Annotated in this window: 13 protein-coding genes and 1 pseudogene; 10 read left to right on the plus strand and 4 right to left on the minus strand. The window is 67.4% G+C overall.

Features of this window, described 5'->3' with window-relative positions; all coding sequences use genetic code 11:
• From XcuCFBP2542_RS19920 to XcuCFBP2542_RS01220, 5 genes and pseudogenes are all read left to right on the plus strand, one after another.
• A pseudogene (locus tag XcuCFBP2542_RS19920) lies at positions 1-206 on the plus strand (hypothetical protein); the annotation flags it as partial.
• Positions 207-255: 49 nt separating this feature from the next.
• Complete coding sequence (locus XcuCFBP2542_RS01205) at positions 256-1,221, plus strand: SDR family NAD(P)-dependent oxidoreductase (RefSeq protein WP_104601818.1); 966 nt, start codon at positions 256-258, stop codon at positions 1,219-1,221.
• Positions 1,222-1,473: 252 nt separating this feature from the next.
• Positions 1,474-2,196 carry a glycosyltransferase family 2 protein gene (locus tag XcuCFBP2542_RS01210; protein WP_104601819.1) on the plus strand — a complete coding sequence of 241 codons (723 nt, stop codon included), beginning with the start codon at positions 1,474-1,476 and terminating at the stop codon, positions 2,194-2,196.
• Positions 2,196-2,537, plus strand: coding sequence for a lipid-A-disaccharide synthase N-terminal domain-containing protein (locus tag XcuCFBP2542_RS01215; protein ID WP_104601820.1), 342 nt, complete (start codon positions 2,196-2,198; stop codon positions 2,535-2,537). Before XcuCFBP2542_RS01210 ends, XcuCFBP2542_RS01215 begins: the two co-directional genes overlap by 1 nt.
• Positions 2,538-2,729: 192 nt before the next feature.
• Positions 2,730-3,320 carry a hypothetical protein gene (locus XcuCFBP2542_RS01220; RefSeq protein ID WP_372372431.1) on the plus strand — a complete coding sequence of 197 codons (591 nt, stop codon included), beginning with the start codon at positions 2,730-2,732 and terminating at the stop codon, positions 3,318-3,320.
• Positions 3,321-3,421: 101 nt separating this feature from the next.
• Here XcuCFBP2542_RS01220 and XcuCFBP2542_RS01225 read toward each other — a convergent pair whose 3' ends face one another.
• The 3 genes from XcuCFBP2542_RS01225 to coaBC are packed head-to-tail and all read right to left on the minus strand — an operon-like array spanning position 3,422 to position 7,512.
• Entirely contained in the window at positions 3,422-5,764 is a 2,343-nt protein-coding gene (locus XcuCFBP2542_RS01225; RefSeq protein ID WP_104601821.1) for a phosphomannomutase/phosphoglucomutase, read from the minus strand.
• 12 nt (positions 5,765-5,776) lie between these two features.
• On the minus strand, positions 5,777-6,244 hold the full coding sequence (gene dut, locus XcuCFBP2542_RS01230) for a dUTP diphosphatase (protein ID WP_104601822.1): 468 nt from the start codon (positions 6,242-6,244) through the stop codon (positions 5,777-5,779).
• Positions 6,241-7,512: a bifunctional phosphopantothenoylcysteine decarboxylase/phosphopantothenate--cysteine ligase CoaBC gene (gene coaBC / locus XcuCFBP2542_RS01235; RefSeq protein WP_104601823.1), complete on the minus strand. Its 1,272-nt coding sequence runs from the start codon at positions 7,510-7,512 to the stop codon at positions 6,241-6,243. Before coaBC ends, dut begins: the two co-directional genes overlap by 4 nt.
• 96 nt (positions 7,513-7,608) lie before the next feature.
• Here coaBC and radC point away from each other — a divergent pair, with 96 nt between their 5' ends.
• The 5 genes from radC to XcuCFBP2542_RS01260 all read left to right on the plus strand — a co-directional run bounded on the left by radC (position 7,609) and on the right by XcuCFBP2542_RS01260 (position 12,454).
• Complete coding sequence (gene radC / locus XcuCFBP2542_RS01240; RefSeq protein WP_104601824.1) at positions 7,609-8,286, plus strand: RadC family protein; 678 nt, start codon at positions 7,609-7,611, stop codon at positions 8,284-8,286.
• Positions 8,287-8,372: 86 nt separating this feature from the next.
• Positions 8,373-10,061, plus strand: coding sequence for an arginine--tRNA ligase (gene argS, locus XcuCFBP2542_RS01245; protein ID WP_104601825.1), 1,689 nt, complete (start codon positions 8,373-8,375; stop codon positions 10,059-10,061).
• A gap of 177 nt (positions 10,062-10,238) precedes the next feature.
• Entirely contained in the window at positions 10,239-11,129 is an 891-nt protein-coding gene (locus tag XcuCFBP2542_RS01250; RefSeq protein WP_104601826.1) for an SPOR domain-containing protein, read from the plus strand.
• A 6-nt stretch (positions 11,130-11,135) separates the two neighbouring features.
• Positions 11,136-11,666, plus strand: a complete 531-nt coding sequence (locus XcuCFBP2542_RS01255; protein ID WP_104601827.1) for a hypothetical protein — start codon at positions 11,136-11,138, stop codon at positions 11,664-11,666.
• Positions 11,667-11,698: 32 nt separating this feature from the next.
• Positions 11,699-12,454 (plus strand): SDR family NAD(P)-dependent oxidoreductase, encoded by a 756-nt coding sequence (locus XcuCFBP2542_RS01260; protein WP_104601828.1) that lies wholly within the window; start codon positions 11,699-11,701, stop codon positions 12,452-12,454.
• Positions 12,455-12,621: 167 nt separating this feature from the next.
• Here XcuCFBP2542_RS01260 and XcuCFBP2542_RS01265 read toward each other — a convergent pair whose 3' ends face one another.
• Positions 12,622-13,665, minus strand: a complete 1,044-nt coding sequence (locus XcuCFBP2542_RS01265) for an acyltransferase family protein (protein ID WP_104601829.1) — start codon at positions 13,663-13,665, stop codon at positions 12,622-12,624.
• Positions 13,666-13,783 lie beyond the last annotated feature (118 nt).

Genomic DNA, 13,783 nt, shown 5'->3' on the forward strand with positions numbered 1-13,783 from the left:
TGAAAACGGCGAAAATCGAGGGTCTGAACGAGTTTTACGCGACCCAGGACGGCTTTTTCCGTCTCCTGGCTGCGTTGATCAGACAATCCCTAAAGCTGGAGGAAGGCAGCGACGCGTTGCTGGATCGCTTCGATGCCAGAGGAATTCAAGACATCATTACGCTCAATCGCGTCAACGTCGCCAAGAAGCGTTTCGGGTTGTTCTGATGCGCCCGCTTTTTTGCCCGACCGCTGCAAGCTTTACGGGACAACTCGTATGACCATTCTCGTCACCGGCGCTGCCGGCTTCATCGGTGCCTACACCTGTCGCGCGCTGGCTGCACGCGGTGAGGCGGTGGTGGGACTGGATAACTACAATAGCTACTACGACCCGCAACTCAAGCGCGACCGGGTGGGGGCGCTGTGCCCGGAGATCGACATCCGCACGCTGGATCTGACCGACCGCGATGGCCTGGCCGCGCTGTTCGAACAGATCCAGCCAACCCGCGTGGTGCACCTGGCCGCGCAGGCCGGGGTGCGCTATTCGCTGGAAAACCCGCATGCCTATGTCGACAGCAACCTGGTCGGCTTCGTCAACATGCTCGAGCTGTGCCGGCACCGTGGCGTGCAGCATCTGGTGTATGCCTCCAGCAGTTCGGTGTACGGCGACTCGGCCACCCCGCCATTCTCCGAAGACCAGCGCGTGGACCAGCCGCGTTCGTTGTATGCCGCGACCAAGGCGGCCAACGAGCTGATGGGCTACACCTATGCGCAGTTGTACGGCCTGCGCGCCACCGGGCTGCGCTTTTTCACTGTGTACGGTCCGTGGGGCCGGCCAGACATGGCGCCGCTGATCTTCAGCCGCGCGGTGCTGGCCGGGCGCCCGATCGAGGTGTTCAACCACGGCAGGATGCAGCGCGATTTCACCTTCGTGGACGACATCGTGGCCGGCGTGCTTGGCGCGCTGGACACGCCCAGCGACGCGCCGGTGCCGCACCGGGTGTTCAACCTGGGCAACCACACGCCAGTGGAGCTGGAGACCTTCATCGAGGTGATCGCCCAGGCCGCCGGTCGCCCCGCCGAGAAGGTCTACAAGCCGATGCAACCGGGCGACATGATCCGCACCATGGCCGACACGCGGCGCGCGCAGGCAGCCTTCGGCTTCGATCCGGCCACGCCGGTCGAGCACGGGCTGCCGCAGGTGGTGGAGTGGTGCCGGCACTACTTCGGCGAGCGCGCCTGAGCGTTTCGCGGCGCAGGTAACGCATCGGGCCAGGAGCGCCCGATCGCGCCCTTGCAGCCCGTACACTGGAGCAGATGGCACCTCCCTGGCTGCCGTCTGCGTGCCGCGGCAAGCGCGGCAGCCCTGCATGCGCAAGGCTACTGGTGCGCCTGCCGGTGCGACTGATGCGCACAGGCTTCATGCCTGGCTCAGACGCTCAGGGCACAATGCGCGATCTTTTTTGCTCTGCCCTCCTCCGGCCACCACGAATCCATGAGCCAACCTCAGCTTTCCGTCGTCGTCCCGGTGTTCAACGAGCGCGACAACGTCGCGACCCTGGTCGGCGAAATCGTCGCGGCGTTGCGCGGCCTGGTGGCCTTTGAAATCGTCTATGTCGATGACCATTCGCGCGACGACACGCTGGCTGTCCTGCAAGGCCTGAAGAGCACCACGCCAGAACTGCGCGTGCTGCATCACGTCACCCAGAGCGGCCAGAGCACGGCGGTACGCAGCGGGGTCAAGGCCGCGCGTGCCAGCTGGATCGCCACCCTGGATGGCGATGGCCAGAACGACCCGGCCGACATTCCCAAGTTGCTGGTGGCACGCAGCCAGGCGCAGCCGCAGGTCAAGCTGTTCGCCGGCTGGCGGGTCAACCGCCAGGATTCGGGCTCCAAGCGCTGGGCCAGCAAGTGGGCCAATGCAATCCGCTCGCGCATGCTGCAGGACAACACCCCCGATACCGGGTGCGGTATCAAGTTGTTCGAGCGCGACGCGTTCCTGGACCTGCCCTATTTCGACCATATGCATCGCTACCTGCCGGCGCTGATGCAGCGCGCCGGCTGGCGCACGGTGAGCGTGCCGGTGAACCACCGCCATCGCACCGCCGGCGTGTCCAAGTACACCAATCTCAATCGCGCACTGGTAGGCATCCGCGACCTGCGCGGGGTGGCGTGGCTGATTACCCGCAGCAAGCGCACCGCGGTGGAGGAGCGTTGATGGACACCAGCTTGCTGGACCAGCCGCTGACCTGGCTGTACTGGACCGGTATCCATGTCACTGGCTGGAAGTTGATCGGCTATGTGGGCGCGCTGATGTTCGGCGGCCGCTGGCTGGTGCAGTTCGTGGCCTCCAAGCGCGCTGGCAAGCCGGTGATCCCGCGGCTGTTCTGGTACATGAGCGTGGTGGGCAGCCTGATGACGCTGAGCTACTTCGTGTTCTCGGCCAAGCAGGATTCGGTGGGCGTGCTGCAGAACCTGTTTCCGGCGTTCACTGCGTTCTACAGCCTGTATCTGGATGTAAAGCATCGCGGCTGGAAGCGCGATCGGGCTGGGCATTGAGGGGCTGGGAATGGGGAATGGGGAATGGGGAATGGGGAATGGGGAATGGGGAATGGGGAATGGCGGTAAGCGGTAAGCGGTAAGCGGAATGTTGGTGCTGGCCGGCAGGTATGGCTGATCCGCAGTGGAGCGCGGCGCTTATTCGTACACGGCGTTGGGCAAACGGCCGACGCCTCGGTGCGCGGTTGGATGATGTTGCTGCCCTGGCGGCATGGGCAGGCTGTGGGCATGCCCAGTGCGCCCCTCCTTCGCTCCGTTTTCATGCCGATTCCCACTGCGGTGTATTGGCATCTATGCCTGCCCACCCACCAAGGCGTGCCGTTGTTTGCGGACTGGCGCTGCGCGCGCGCGGCTGCGGCCACGTTGGCGATGGCGCGCCATTGGCACGGTGCGCAGTTGCTGTGCTGGGTGCTGCTGCCACAACGCTGGTGCGGCTTGCTGCAGGCACCAGGCAAGGCCGGCTTGTTGCAACTGGCGGGCGCCGCACGGGTGGCAGCCGGCGACGCGGTCAATCGTGCGCGCGGGCGCGGCGGCACGGTCTGGCAACCGGCCATGCAGGCGGCAGCGCTTCCGGCCGAGATTGATCGCCGGCAGTTCGCGCGCAGCCTGGTGGCGTTGCCGTTGCGCGCCGGGCTGGTCGACCGGATCGGTGCGTATCCGTATTGGGATGCGGTATGGCTGCAGCGCGACGGCCTGCAGGCCAAAGCGCCACCGGTTGCGGCCAATGGCCTGCACCTGCATGCAGTGGCCGGCAGTGCCGGTAGCGGCCGTAGCGAGTGCTGAGCATGCCGATGCGATGCGCCCGCTTCGCCGCTGCTCTGTCAAGCCGCGTGCAACGGCGCTGCCGCCGGAGGGGCAACGCCGCCAGCGACCTCACCCCTCGCTCAAAACACCAGCGGATGCTCGGGCAGCAGCGCCTGCAATTGACTGCGAAACAGCGCGCGGATGCGTTCCAGCGCCGCCTCGCTGTCGGCTTCGAACCGCAGCACCAGGATCGGCGTGGTGTTGGAGGCGCGCACCAGGCCCCAGCCATCGACAAAGTCCGCCCGCAGGCCGTCGATGGTGGACAGCCGCGCCGATTCGAACGGCGATTCTTCGCCCGCCTGCGCACGCGCGACGAAGCGTGCCACCAGCGCATGCGCATCGCCGTCCACCGGCACCTTGATCTCCGACGTGGAGACGCTCTCGGGCAGGGCGTTCAGCACCTCGGACGGGGTTTCATCGCGCTGGGCCAGGATTTCCAGCAGCCGCGCTGCGGCATAGATGCCGTCATCGAACCCGTACCAGCGCTCCTTGAAGAAGAAGTGGCCGCTCATCTCGCCGGCCAGCTCGGCATCGGTTTCGCGCATCTTCGACTTGATGAGCGAATGCCCGGTCTTCCACATCAGCGGGCTGCCGCCATTGCGCAGCACGTAATCGGACAGCTTGCCGGTGCATTTCACGTCGTAAATGACCAGCGCGCCGGGATTGCGCTGCAGCACATCGGCGGCGAACAGCATCAGCAGGCGGTCGGGGAACACCACCGCGCCGTCCTTGGTCACCACACCCAGGCGATCGGCGTCGCCGTCGAAGGCCACGCCGATATCGGCATCGAAGCGCTGCACCATCTTGACCAGATCGTCCAGATTGTGCGGCTCGCTCGGGTCGGGGTGATGGTTGGGGAACCTGCCGTCGATGTCGCAATACAACGGCACGACGTCGGCGCCGATCGCCTCCAGCAGGCGTGGCGCGATTTCGCCGGCCGCGCCATTGCCCGCATCCACCACGACCTTGATCGGGCGGTCGAGCTGCACGTCATCGGCGATACGCTGGATGTAGGCATCGCTGAGATCGCGCTGCTCCAGCTCGCCGGGCGTGGCGGCGGTATGCAGGCGGCCTTCGTTGATACGCTGGTGCAGTTCGGCGATGGCCGTGCCGGACAACGTCTCGCCACCGATCACGATCTTGAAGCCGTTGTAGTCCGGTGGATTATGGCTGCCGGTCACCGCCACGCAGCTGCCGGCACGCAACTCATATGCGCCGAAGTACACCACCGGCGTCGGTGCCAGACCGATGTCGGTCACGTTGCAGCCGGCGCGCCGCAGACCTTCGATCAGGCCGTTGGTCAGCTCCGGACCGGACAGGCGTCCGTCACGGCCCACCACCACATCGCGCAGGCCCTGCGCCTGCATCACGCTGCCGATGGCCTGGCCGATCAGCGCCGCCACGCCGGGATTGAGATCCTTGCCCACCACGCCACGGATGTCGTAGGCGCGGAACATGTCCGTGGTGACCTGCACCGTCGCCGCCAGCGGCGGCGGCGGTGCTGCGTCCGCTTCCACCGCAGCGGCCTGGCTGGCGAGGCTGGCGTCGTGCTGCAGGCTTTGACCGAAGGTGGGTTCGTCGAGCACCGACGCGCTGGCGACACGGCGACGGGGCAACGCCACCCGACCACGGCTGGCCAGCGCCAGCAGTACGGCGATGACCAGCAGCAGCGCAGCCACGATCGCGCAGCCAACAGCGCCCAGACCCAGCGGGCCGTTGTCGCGTTGCGGGACGGCGGCGGCCACGCGCAGGCCGCTGCTGCCCAGCGGCTTGGCCAGTGTTTCGGCCGCGTCGGCCAGTGCCAGATTGCCCTGCTGGGCCACGTTGTAGCTGCCCTGGCGCAAGGCCAGATAGGCGCTGCCGGGCACCGCAATCGCGTCCAGCGGGCCGGTCAGGCGCAGCAGCGGCAGGCGTGCGTACACCACCGCCGGCTGCCCGCCCAGGCGCACCGCGGCGGCCATGCCAAGGCGCACCTGCCTGGCGTCGCGCACCACGCGCACCTGCGCCCGGTCGGCCACCTGCGCCGATTCGAGCAGGCTCAGCCGCGCATAGCCGAACTCCCTGGGGTTGGCGTAGGCTGCAGCAAGGTCGCCAGGCAACACCTGTACATCCTCGACGGCCTTGAGGCGTTCACGAATGGCCGAGGCGGCCGCCAGTGCGTCCCCATTGCCCAAGGCGGCAATCACCGGTGGCTGCTTGAGCACGGCATCGAGCTGGCTGGCCTGCGCGGCCATCGCCTGGCTGACTTGTTGCACGGCGCGGTCGCGGGCCTGCTCCAGATCCTGCGCAATGCGTTCCTCATGCCATTGCGTATAGCCGTTCCAGCCGAACCAGGCGGCCAGCAGCAGCAACACGCCCCCCAACACCGGACCGCTCGTGCGCACGCTGGACATCGATTGGCTGCGCTCGTTCGCCTTGCTCATGTGACTCCCCCGTCAGCGCACCCCGGTGTGGCCGAATCCACCCGCTCCCCGCGCGCTGTCGACGAAAGTATCCACCACTTGCAGGCCCACGCGCACGATCGGCAGGATCACCAACTGCGCGATGCGGTCGCCCGGCTCGATGGTGAAGGCCTCGCGACCGCGATTCCAGGTACTGATGAGCAGCGGGCCCTGGTAATCGGCATCGATGAGCCCGGTGCCGTTGCCGAGCACGATGCCATGGCGATGGCCCAGACCCGAGCGCGGCAGGACCACCGCACACAACTGCGGGTCGGCCAGATGGATGGCGATGCCGCTGGGGATCAACGCCGCATCGCCCGGTTGCAAGGTCATCGGCGCTTCCAGCGCGGCGCGCAGATCCATGCCTGCGCTGGCCTCGGTGGCGTAGGCCGGCAGCGGCCACACGTCGCCGAAACGCGGGTCGAGCAACTTCAGCTGCAACGCGTGGGTGGAGTGGCTCATGCCTGCAATCTCTCTGCGATCAGGGCCAGCAGTTGCTCGGCCAGTTGGGTCTTGCTGCTGCTGGGGAACACGCGCTCGCCATCCTGCCAATAAGCGGTAGCGGCGTTGTTGTCGCTTTCAAACCCGCCGCCCTCGATCCCGACCTGGTTGGCGATGATGAGATCCAGCCGCTTGGCCGCCAGCTTGCCACGCGCGTACTGCTCCACGTCGTGCGTTTCGGCCGCAAAACCGACCACCAGTTTGAGCGCGCCGGTCTGCGTGGCCACCTCGGACAGGATGTCCGGGGTGCGCACCAGTTCCAGGGTCAGGGTTTCGCCGGTCTTCTTGATCTTCTGCGACACCACCCGCTTGGGGGTGTAGTCGGCCACTGCGGCCGCGCCGATGTAGATATCGGCCGGGAAGGCGCCCAGGACTGCGTCGCGCATCTGCGCGGCCGAGCGCACGTCGATACGCTGTACGCCGGGCGGCGTGGTCTGGTGCACCGGACCGCTGACCAGCACCACGTCGGCGCCCTGGCGGGCGGCAGCAGCAGCTAGGGCATAGCCCATCTTGCCGCTGCTGCGATTGCCGACGTAGCGCACCGGGTCCAGGTCCTCGAACGTCGGCCCGGCGCTGATGACCATGCGCAGGCCTGCCAGCTGGGCACTGCTGGGAATGCATGCTGGTGCAGCGGCAGCCGGGGATGCGTCAGCCGCCGAGGGTGCGGTCTGCGCGCCTGCCAGTGCGGCGATGATCGCCGCCGGCTCGGCCAACCGGCCGGGACCGGATTCGCCTTCGGCCAGCGGGCCATCGTCCGGGCCCACCACCGCCACGCCGCGCGCGCGCAAGGTGGCGACATTGGCCTGGGTGGCTGCATGCAGCCACATGCGGTGGTTCATCGCCGGGGCCACGGTCAGTGGCGCGGTCGTGGCCAGGCACAGGGTGGTGACCAGATCGTCGGCCAGGCCGTGCGCCAGCCGCGCCAGCAGATCGGCCGTGGCCGGGGCGACGATCACCCGATCGGCCCAGCGCGCCAGTTCGATATGCCCCATTGCCTGCTCGGCGGCGCTGTCCCACAGCGTGGTGCGGGTCGGTTGCCCGGAAAGTGCCTGGAAGCTCAGCGGGGTGACGAATTGTTGCGCACCGCTGGTCATGGCGACCTGCACCTGTGCGCCGGCGTCGCGCAGGCGACGGACCAGTTCGAGCGATTTGTAAGCGGCGATGCCTCCGCCGACGCACAGCAGCAAACGCTGTCCGTCCAGGGGGCGGGCCTGAGTGGAGCCGATCACGTCGGAGTCGTCCTACGGTTACAAGGACAACTAGATTAGCCGATGGTCCTGCCTGGCCTGATGGGCGTGGGCGATAAGCACCGGCAATCTCGCCATATGCACATACACGACTGGCCCAGCACCGAACGCCCGCGCGAAAAACTCCTGACGCGCGGTGCCCCTACCCTCTCCGATGCCGAGCTGCTGGCGATCTTCGTCGGCTCGGGCCTGCGCGGCCAGGATGCGGTCAAGACTGCGCGCGAGCTGCTGCACCGGCATGGGCCGCTGCGCGTGCTGCTGGACCGCCCGGCCTCGGCGCTGGCGCGCCTGCCTGGCCTGGGCCCGGCCTCTGCCTGCAAGCTCAACGCGGCGCTGGAACTGGCGCACCGGCATTTGATGAGCGGGCTGGAGCGCGGCGAGGCGCTCAACGACCCGCCCAGTGTGGGCCGCTATTTCTCGCAGCGGCTGCGCGCACGCGCCTACGAAGTGTTCGCGGTGCTGTTCCTGGACAACCGCCACCGCGCGATCGCCTTCGAGGAAATGTTCACCGGCACCATAGACGGCGCCGACATCCATCCGCGCGAAGTGGTGCGCAAGGCGCTGCTGCACAATGCCGCGGCGGTCATCGTTGGGCACAATCATCCCTCCGGCAATCCGGAACCTTCCGAGGCCGACCGTGCGGTCACCCAACGCCTGCTGCAGGGGCTGGACCTGGTGGACATCCGCTTGCTGGATCACTTCGTGATCGGCGATGGCCGGCCGGTCTCTCTGGCCGAGCGCGGTTGGCTGGAATGAGCACGCCGCTCCCACCTGAACCATCGGCCGGACCCTGCGGCGCGCGGTCGGGTAAAATCGCTGGTTTGGTTCCAAGCAGATCCCACGTGAAAGCCCAACTCCGCGCATTGATCGGCCAAGGCATCGAAGCCTTGCGCGCCAACGGCACCCTGCCTGCCGACACCCTGCCGCCGGATTTTGTGGTCGAGCGGCCCAAGACACGCGAGCACGGCGACTTCGCCACCAATGCGGCGATGCTGCTGGCCAAGGCCGCACGCAGCAATCCGCGCGCACTGGCGCAGGCGCTGGTGGCGGCATTGCCGGCCAGCGACGAGCTGACTAAGGTAGAGATCGCCGGTCCCGGCTTCATCAATTTCCATCTGGCTCCCAGCGCGTACCAACGCGAAGTGGCGCATGTCATCAAGCAAGGCCACGACTACGGTCGCGGGCTGGCCGGCAACGGCCGCTCGGTGGGCGTGGAATACGTCTCGGCCAACCCCACCGGCCCGCTGCACGTCGGCCACGGTCGCGCGGCGGCAATCGGCGACAGCCTGGCGCGCGTGCTCGATGCCAACGGCTGGAACGTCAAGCGCGAGTTCTACTACAACGACGCCGGCGTGCAGATCGAGAACCTGGCGCTGTCGGTGCAGGCGCGCGCGCGCGGGCTCACCCCCGACAGCGCGGGCTGGCCGGAGAACGGCTACCGCGGCGACTACATCGCCGATGTGGCCAACGCCTACCTGGCCGGCGACCACGTCGACCTGGAAGGCCATTTGGTCACCGGCACCCAGGATCCGGCCGACATCGAGTCGATCCGCCGCTTCGCGGTGGCGTATCTGCGCAACGAGCAGAACCACGACCTGGCCGCGTTCCGCGTCGACTTCGATATCTATTTCCTCGAAAGCTCGCTGTACAAGGACGGCAAGGTCGAAGAAGCGGTGCAAAAGCTGATCGCCTCCGGCCATACCTACGAGGAAGACGGCGCGTTATGGCTGAAGTCCACCGACTTCGGCGACGACAAGGACCGCGTCATGCGCAAGTCCGACGGTACCTACACCTACTTCGTGCCGGACGTGGCCTACCACCTGACCAAGTGGCAGCGCGGCTACGAGCGCGCGATCACCGAACTGGGCGCCGACCACCACGGCTCGCTGACGCGCGTGCGCGCTGGCCTGCAGGCATTGGAACTGGGCATCCCGCAGGGCTGGCCGGAATACGTGCTGCACCAGATGGTGACGGTGGTGCGCGGCGGCGAGGAAGTAAAACTGTCCAAGCGCGCCGGCAGCTATGTCACCTTGCGCGACCTGATCGAGGAGACCAGCGCCGATGCCGTGCGTTGGTTCCTGATCGCGCGCAAGCCCGATTCGCAGCTCACCTTCGATATCGACCTGGCCCGCGCGCAGAGCAACGACAACCCGGTGTTCTACGTGCAGTACGCGCATGCGCGCGTGTGCAGCGTGCTGCGCCAGGCACAGGAAAAGGGCCTCAAGTACGAGCAGGCCAACGGCCTGGCCCAATTGGCGCGCCTGGACGATGAGCACTCGCTCGCGGTGATGCTGGAGCTGTCGCGTTACCCGGAAGTGGTGGAAATCGCAGGCCAGACGCTGGAGCCGTACCAGATCGCGCAGTACCTGCGTGAATTGGCGCACGCCTTCCACACGTGGTATCACAACAGCAAGGTGCTGGTGGACGATGCCGCCGAGCGCGATGCCAGACTCACCCTTGCAGTGGCGACCCAGCAAGTGCTTGCCAACGGCCTGGAACTGCTCGGCGTCAGCGCGCCGGAAAAGATGTAGCCACACCCCATGGCAGCCGGGCGTGGGCGGCATGCCCGCCTTGGCTGCGCAGTGGGCAGAGCGGTCGCGACCGCACAGCGCTGTGTCTGCCTTACCAGGGCGGTGGGTGCAGCGACAGCGACAGCCGCAGCAAGCCGGGCACACCGCCCGCAACGACACGATTCGGAGAAGTGGTAGATGGCAGCACGACGCGGTAAGAGCCAGGCACGACGCAACACCAGCAATGGCACACCCGGTTGGGTGTGGTTGGTGGCGGGCGCCGCGATTGCGGCGGTGATCTTCCTGGCCGCGCCCAACCTGTTCAAGAAAGACGGAGACGGCTTCCTGCGCGTGGGTCCGCGGGCCAACCCCGACGCGCAGCCCGAGCCTGTGGCCGATGCCGACACCGATACGCCGGCCGAGCTGCCAAAGCCCAGCACGCCGCCGCCCAAGCCGCAGGCCAAGCCCGGCGATGCGCAGACCCAGTACGACTTCTATACCTTGCTGCCCGGCAAGGAAGTCCAGATGTCCGATGCGGAACTGGCCGCCAGCGCACGCGCCGAGGAAGCTGCGCGCGCGCGCGCAGCGCTGGAAGGCAAGCCGGTGCCACCGGCACCGGGCGCCGCTGCCAGTGTCGTCGCGGCCACGCCTGCCGCCAGCGTGCCGGTGCCCTTGAACGAAACCGCCGCCCGCGTCCCCAAGCCGTTGCCGGAGGCCGGCCAGACCCGTCCGGCTGCCACGCCTGCGCCAGTCAGCACCGCCGCGCTCACCACGCCAGCGGCCGCAGCGCCCAAACCGGCCGTTGCCGCCACCACGACGGCAGCCAGCCCCACTGCGGCGCCTGCGGTGACCGACACCACCCGTTACATCCTGCAGGCCGGCTCGTTCGGCGCCTCCGGCGATGCCGAATCGACCAAGGCCAAGCTGGCGATGATGGGCCTGGCCGCACGCGTGGAATCGGCCGAGATCAGCGGCAAGACGGTATATCGCGTACGCATGGGGCCCTATGGCAGCGCCGGCGAACTGGCCGAAGCCAAGCAGAAACTCACCGGCAGCGGCTTGCCTGCCATCGCGATCAAGGCGCAGTAAGCGCAGGTGGTGCGCGGTCTCGCCGGCTCGGTACTGGGACTGCTTGCGGTGACCGGCAGCGCGCAGGCCACCGAGCAGATTCCCGATCGCATCCGGATCGACGGCCGGCAGGCACACCTGCTGGCGGAGCCGTTGTCCGGGCCGCTGGACGACCCCGCCACCTGGAAGCGCTTCGTCGCCAAGGCCGGCACCACCCTGGGCAGCTGCACGGCCAATTGGCGCGGTTACCAGGCGTTCTGGCGCCTGGACGCACGGCAGCTGGTGCTCGATCGCGTGGTGCTGGGCGCCTGCAACGACACACCGCCGGAATTGCCGCTGGAGGTGTTGTTTCCCGGCCAGCACGCGCCGGTACCGGCAGTGTGGGTCGATGGTGAGTTGATCGTCGCGATGCCGCCCGCCGCAGATGCATCATCGGCGGCGGCCAGCCATCTGCTCCTGCGGCTGCGGCGCGGCCAGGTGATCGCGCAAGACATCCTGACCGAGCAGATGCTGCGCGCCCGACGCGCTGCCGCTGCCAGCGGCCCTGCTGTTCCCTGAAACCCCCTCGTTCCCATCCCCTGGAGTTCCCCATGTCCAAGACCGTGCTCATCACCGGCGCCACCTCCGGATTCGGCAGCGCCGCCGTGCGCCGCTTTGCCGCCGCCGGCTGGAAGGTCATCGCCACCGGCCGACGCGCCGAACGCCTGGATGCGCTGGCTGCGGAACTGCCCGCCGGCCAGGTGCACACCGCCGCCTTCGACATGCGCGATGCGCAGGCACTGGCGGCGGCCATCGACGCAGTGCCGGCGGCCTTCGCCGACATCGACGTGCTGGTCAACAACGCGGGGCTGGCACTGGGCACGGCGCCGGCACAGCAAGCCGACCTGCAGCAGTGGCAGCAGATGATCGACACCAACGTCACCGCGCTGGTCACCCTCACCCACCGGCTGCTGCCGGCGTTGATCGCGCGCCGTGGCGCCATCATCAACATCGCCTCGGTAGCGGCCACGTATCCGTACACCGGCGGCAACGTCTATGGCGGCACCAAGGCCTTCGTGCAGCAGTTTTCGCTGGGCCTGCGCTCGGACCTGCATGGCACCGGCGTGCGCGTGACCTCGATCGAACCGGGCATGGCCGAAACCGAATTCACCCTGGTGCGCACCGGCGGCAACCAGGCCGCCTCCGACACGCTGTACCGCGGCGCCACCCCGATGACGGCCGAGGACATCGCCGAGCAGATCTTCTACGTGGCCGGCCTGCCGGCGCACTTGAACATCAATCGGCTGGAAATCATGCCGGTGACGCAGTCGTTCGCCGGGTTTCAGGTGGCGCGCGACGCGCAGTGAGGCCGTGCGGCTGAGAGGTGGCTGCAAACGGTGAGCACGCAGCATGCGGGATACGTTGCGCGGTGCGCCGCGCAAGGCATGTGGCGCATCGAACCGATTCATCAGAAAGCCGCGCATTGCGCGGCTTTTTTACTTGTACCCCTTCGACCGATGAACTACACAGCGCATTACGCCAGCTCGGCATCACTGCGCATTGCCGCACGCCGCCGTAGCAGCGCGCCGCGCAGCTGCAGGAAGGGAAGTTCCACCGCGTAATGGAGCAACGCGCCTGCCGCGAGCGCCACCACGCCATACCCCACGAATGCCAGGAGGCCTCGGCCTTCCAGCGTGGCGGCAAACCATTGTTGAGTCACATGAAACATCGCCTTGTGGGTCAGATACAGGCTGTAGGAAATCGCCGCCAGCCAGGCCGCGCCGGGTACGCGCAGGCGGCCAAACCTGCTGTCGGTCGCGGTGCCTGCCAGTACCAGCAAGGCCAGGCCGAAAGAGAGCACCGGCCAACCCAGCGCATTGCCGATCAGACCGGTGCGCTCGCGAAACAGCCACATTGCCAGGGCCGTTAGCGCACTGCCGGCCAACAGGCCGTCGAGACGGTTCCAGGTGGGGTAGTAGATGTCTTCGACAAACCAGTTGCGCTGCTGCCCGCTGCCGATCTGGTCCAGCGCGGTGTTGTGCAGCCACACGCTGCTGCGCAAGGCGATGCCGGCCACCACGACCGCCACGCACAGCGCGATGAAGCGGGCCGCCGACGGGCGTCGCAGCAATAGCGTGGCCAGCAGCGGAAACACCAGATAGAAATGCTCTTCCACGCACAGCGACCAGGCGTGCGAAAAGGCGGCCTGCTGGCCGTAATCGACGAACAGGTTCAGGGTGAAACTGGCGAACATCCACCACGGCGCCAGCCCGGGCGCTTCGCGAAGCCCCGGCCACGCCATGTAGACGATCAGCACCACCGCAAACGCCGGCAGGATGCGGAAGGCACGCCGCAGGTAGAAGTCCTTGAAATCCAGGCGCTGCCCGCGCGCCAGCGGCATGAGCACCTGGCTGCCAATCAGGAACCCGCTCAGTACGAAGAACAGGTCCACCCCCATCCAGCCGTAGCGCGACAGCCACGCCCAGTCCGGCCCCAGCCCGCCGACCACGAAGGAATGGAACAGCATCACCCAGACGATGGCGATGCCACGCAGCAGATCCAACGCCGGATAGCGCATGGGGAAATGGAGAACCAGGGAAGCCGGATTGTGCCGCACGCCAGAGTGCCTGTATGCATCAGGACGCCAAGCATCCGGCCCCTGTCACCCGGCAGCATCGCGGGCGCAGAACCTGATT

The sequence above is a fragment of the Xanthomonas cucurbitae genome (genome assembly GCF_002939885.1).
GTDB lineage: Bacteria > Pseudomonadota > Gammaproteobacteria > Xanthomonadales > Xanthomonadaceae > Xanthomonas > Xanthomonas cucurbitae.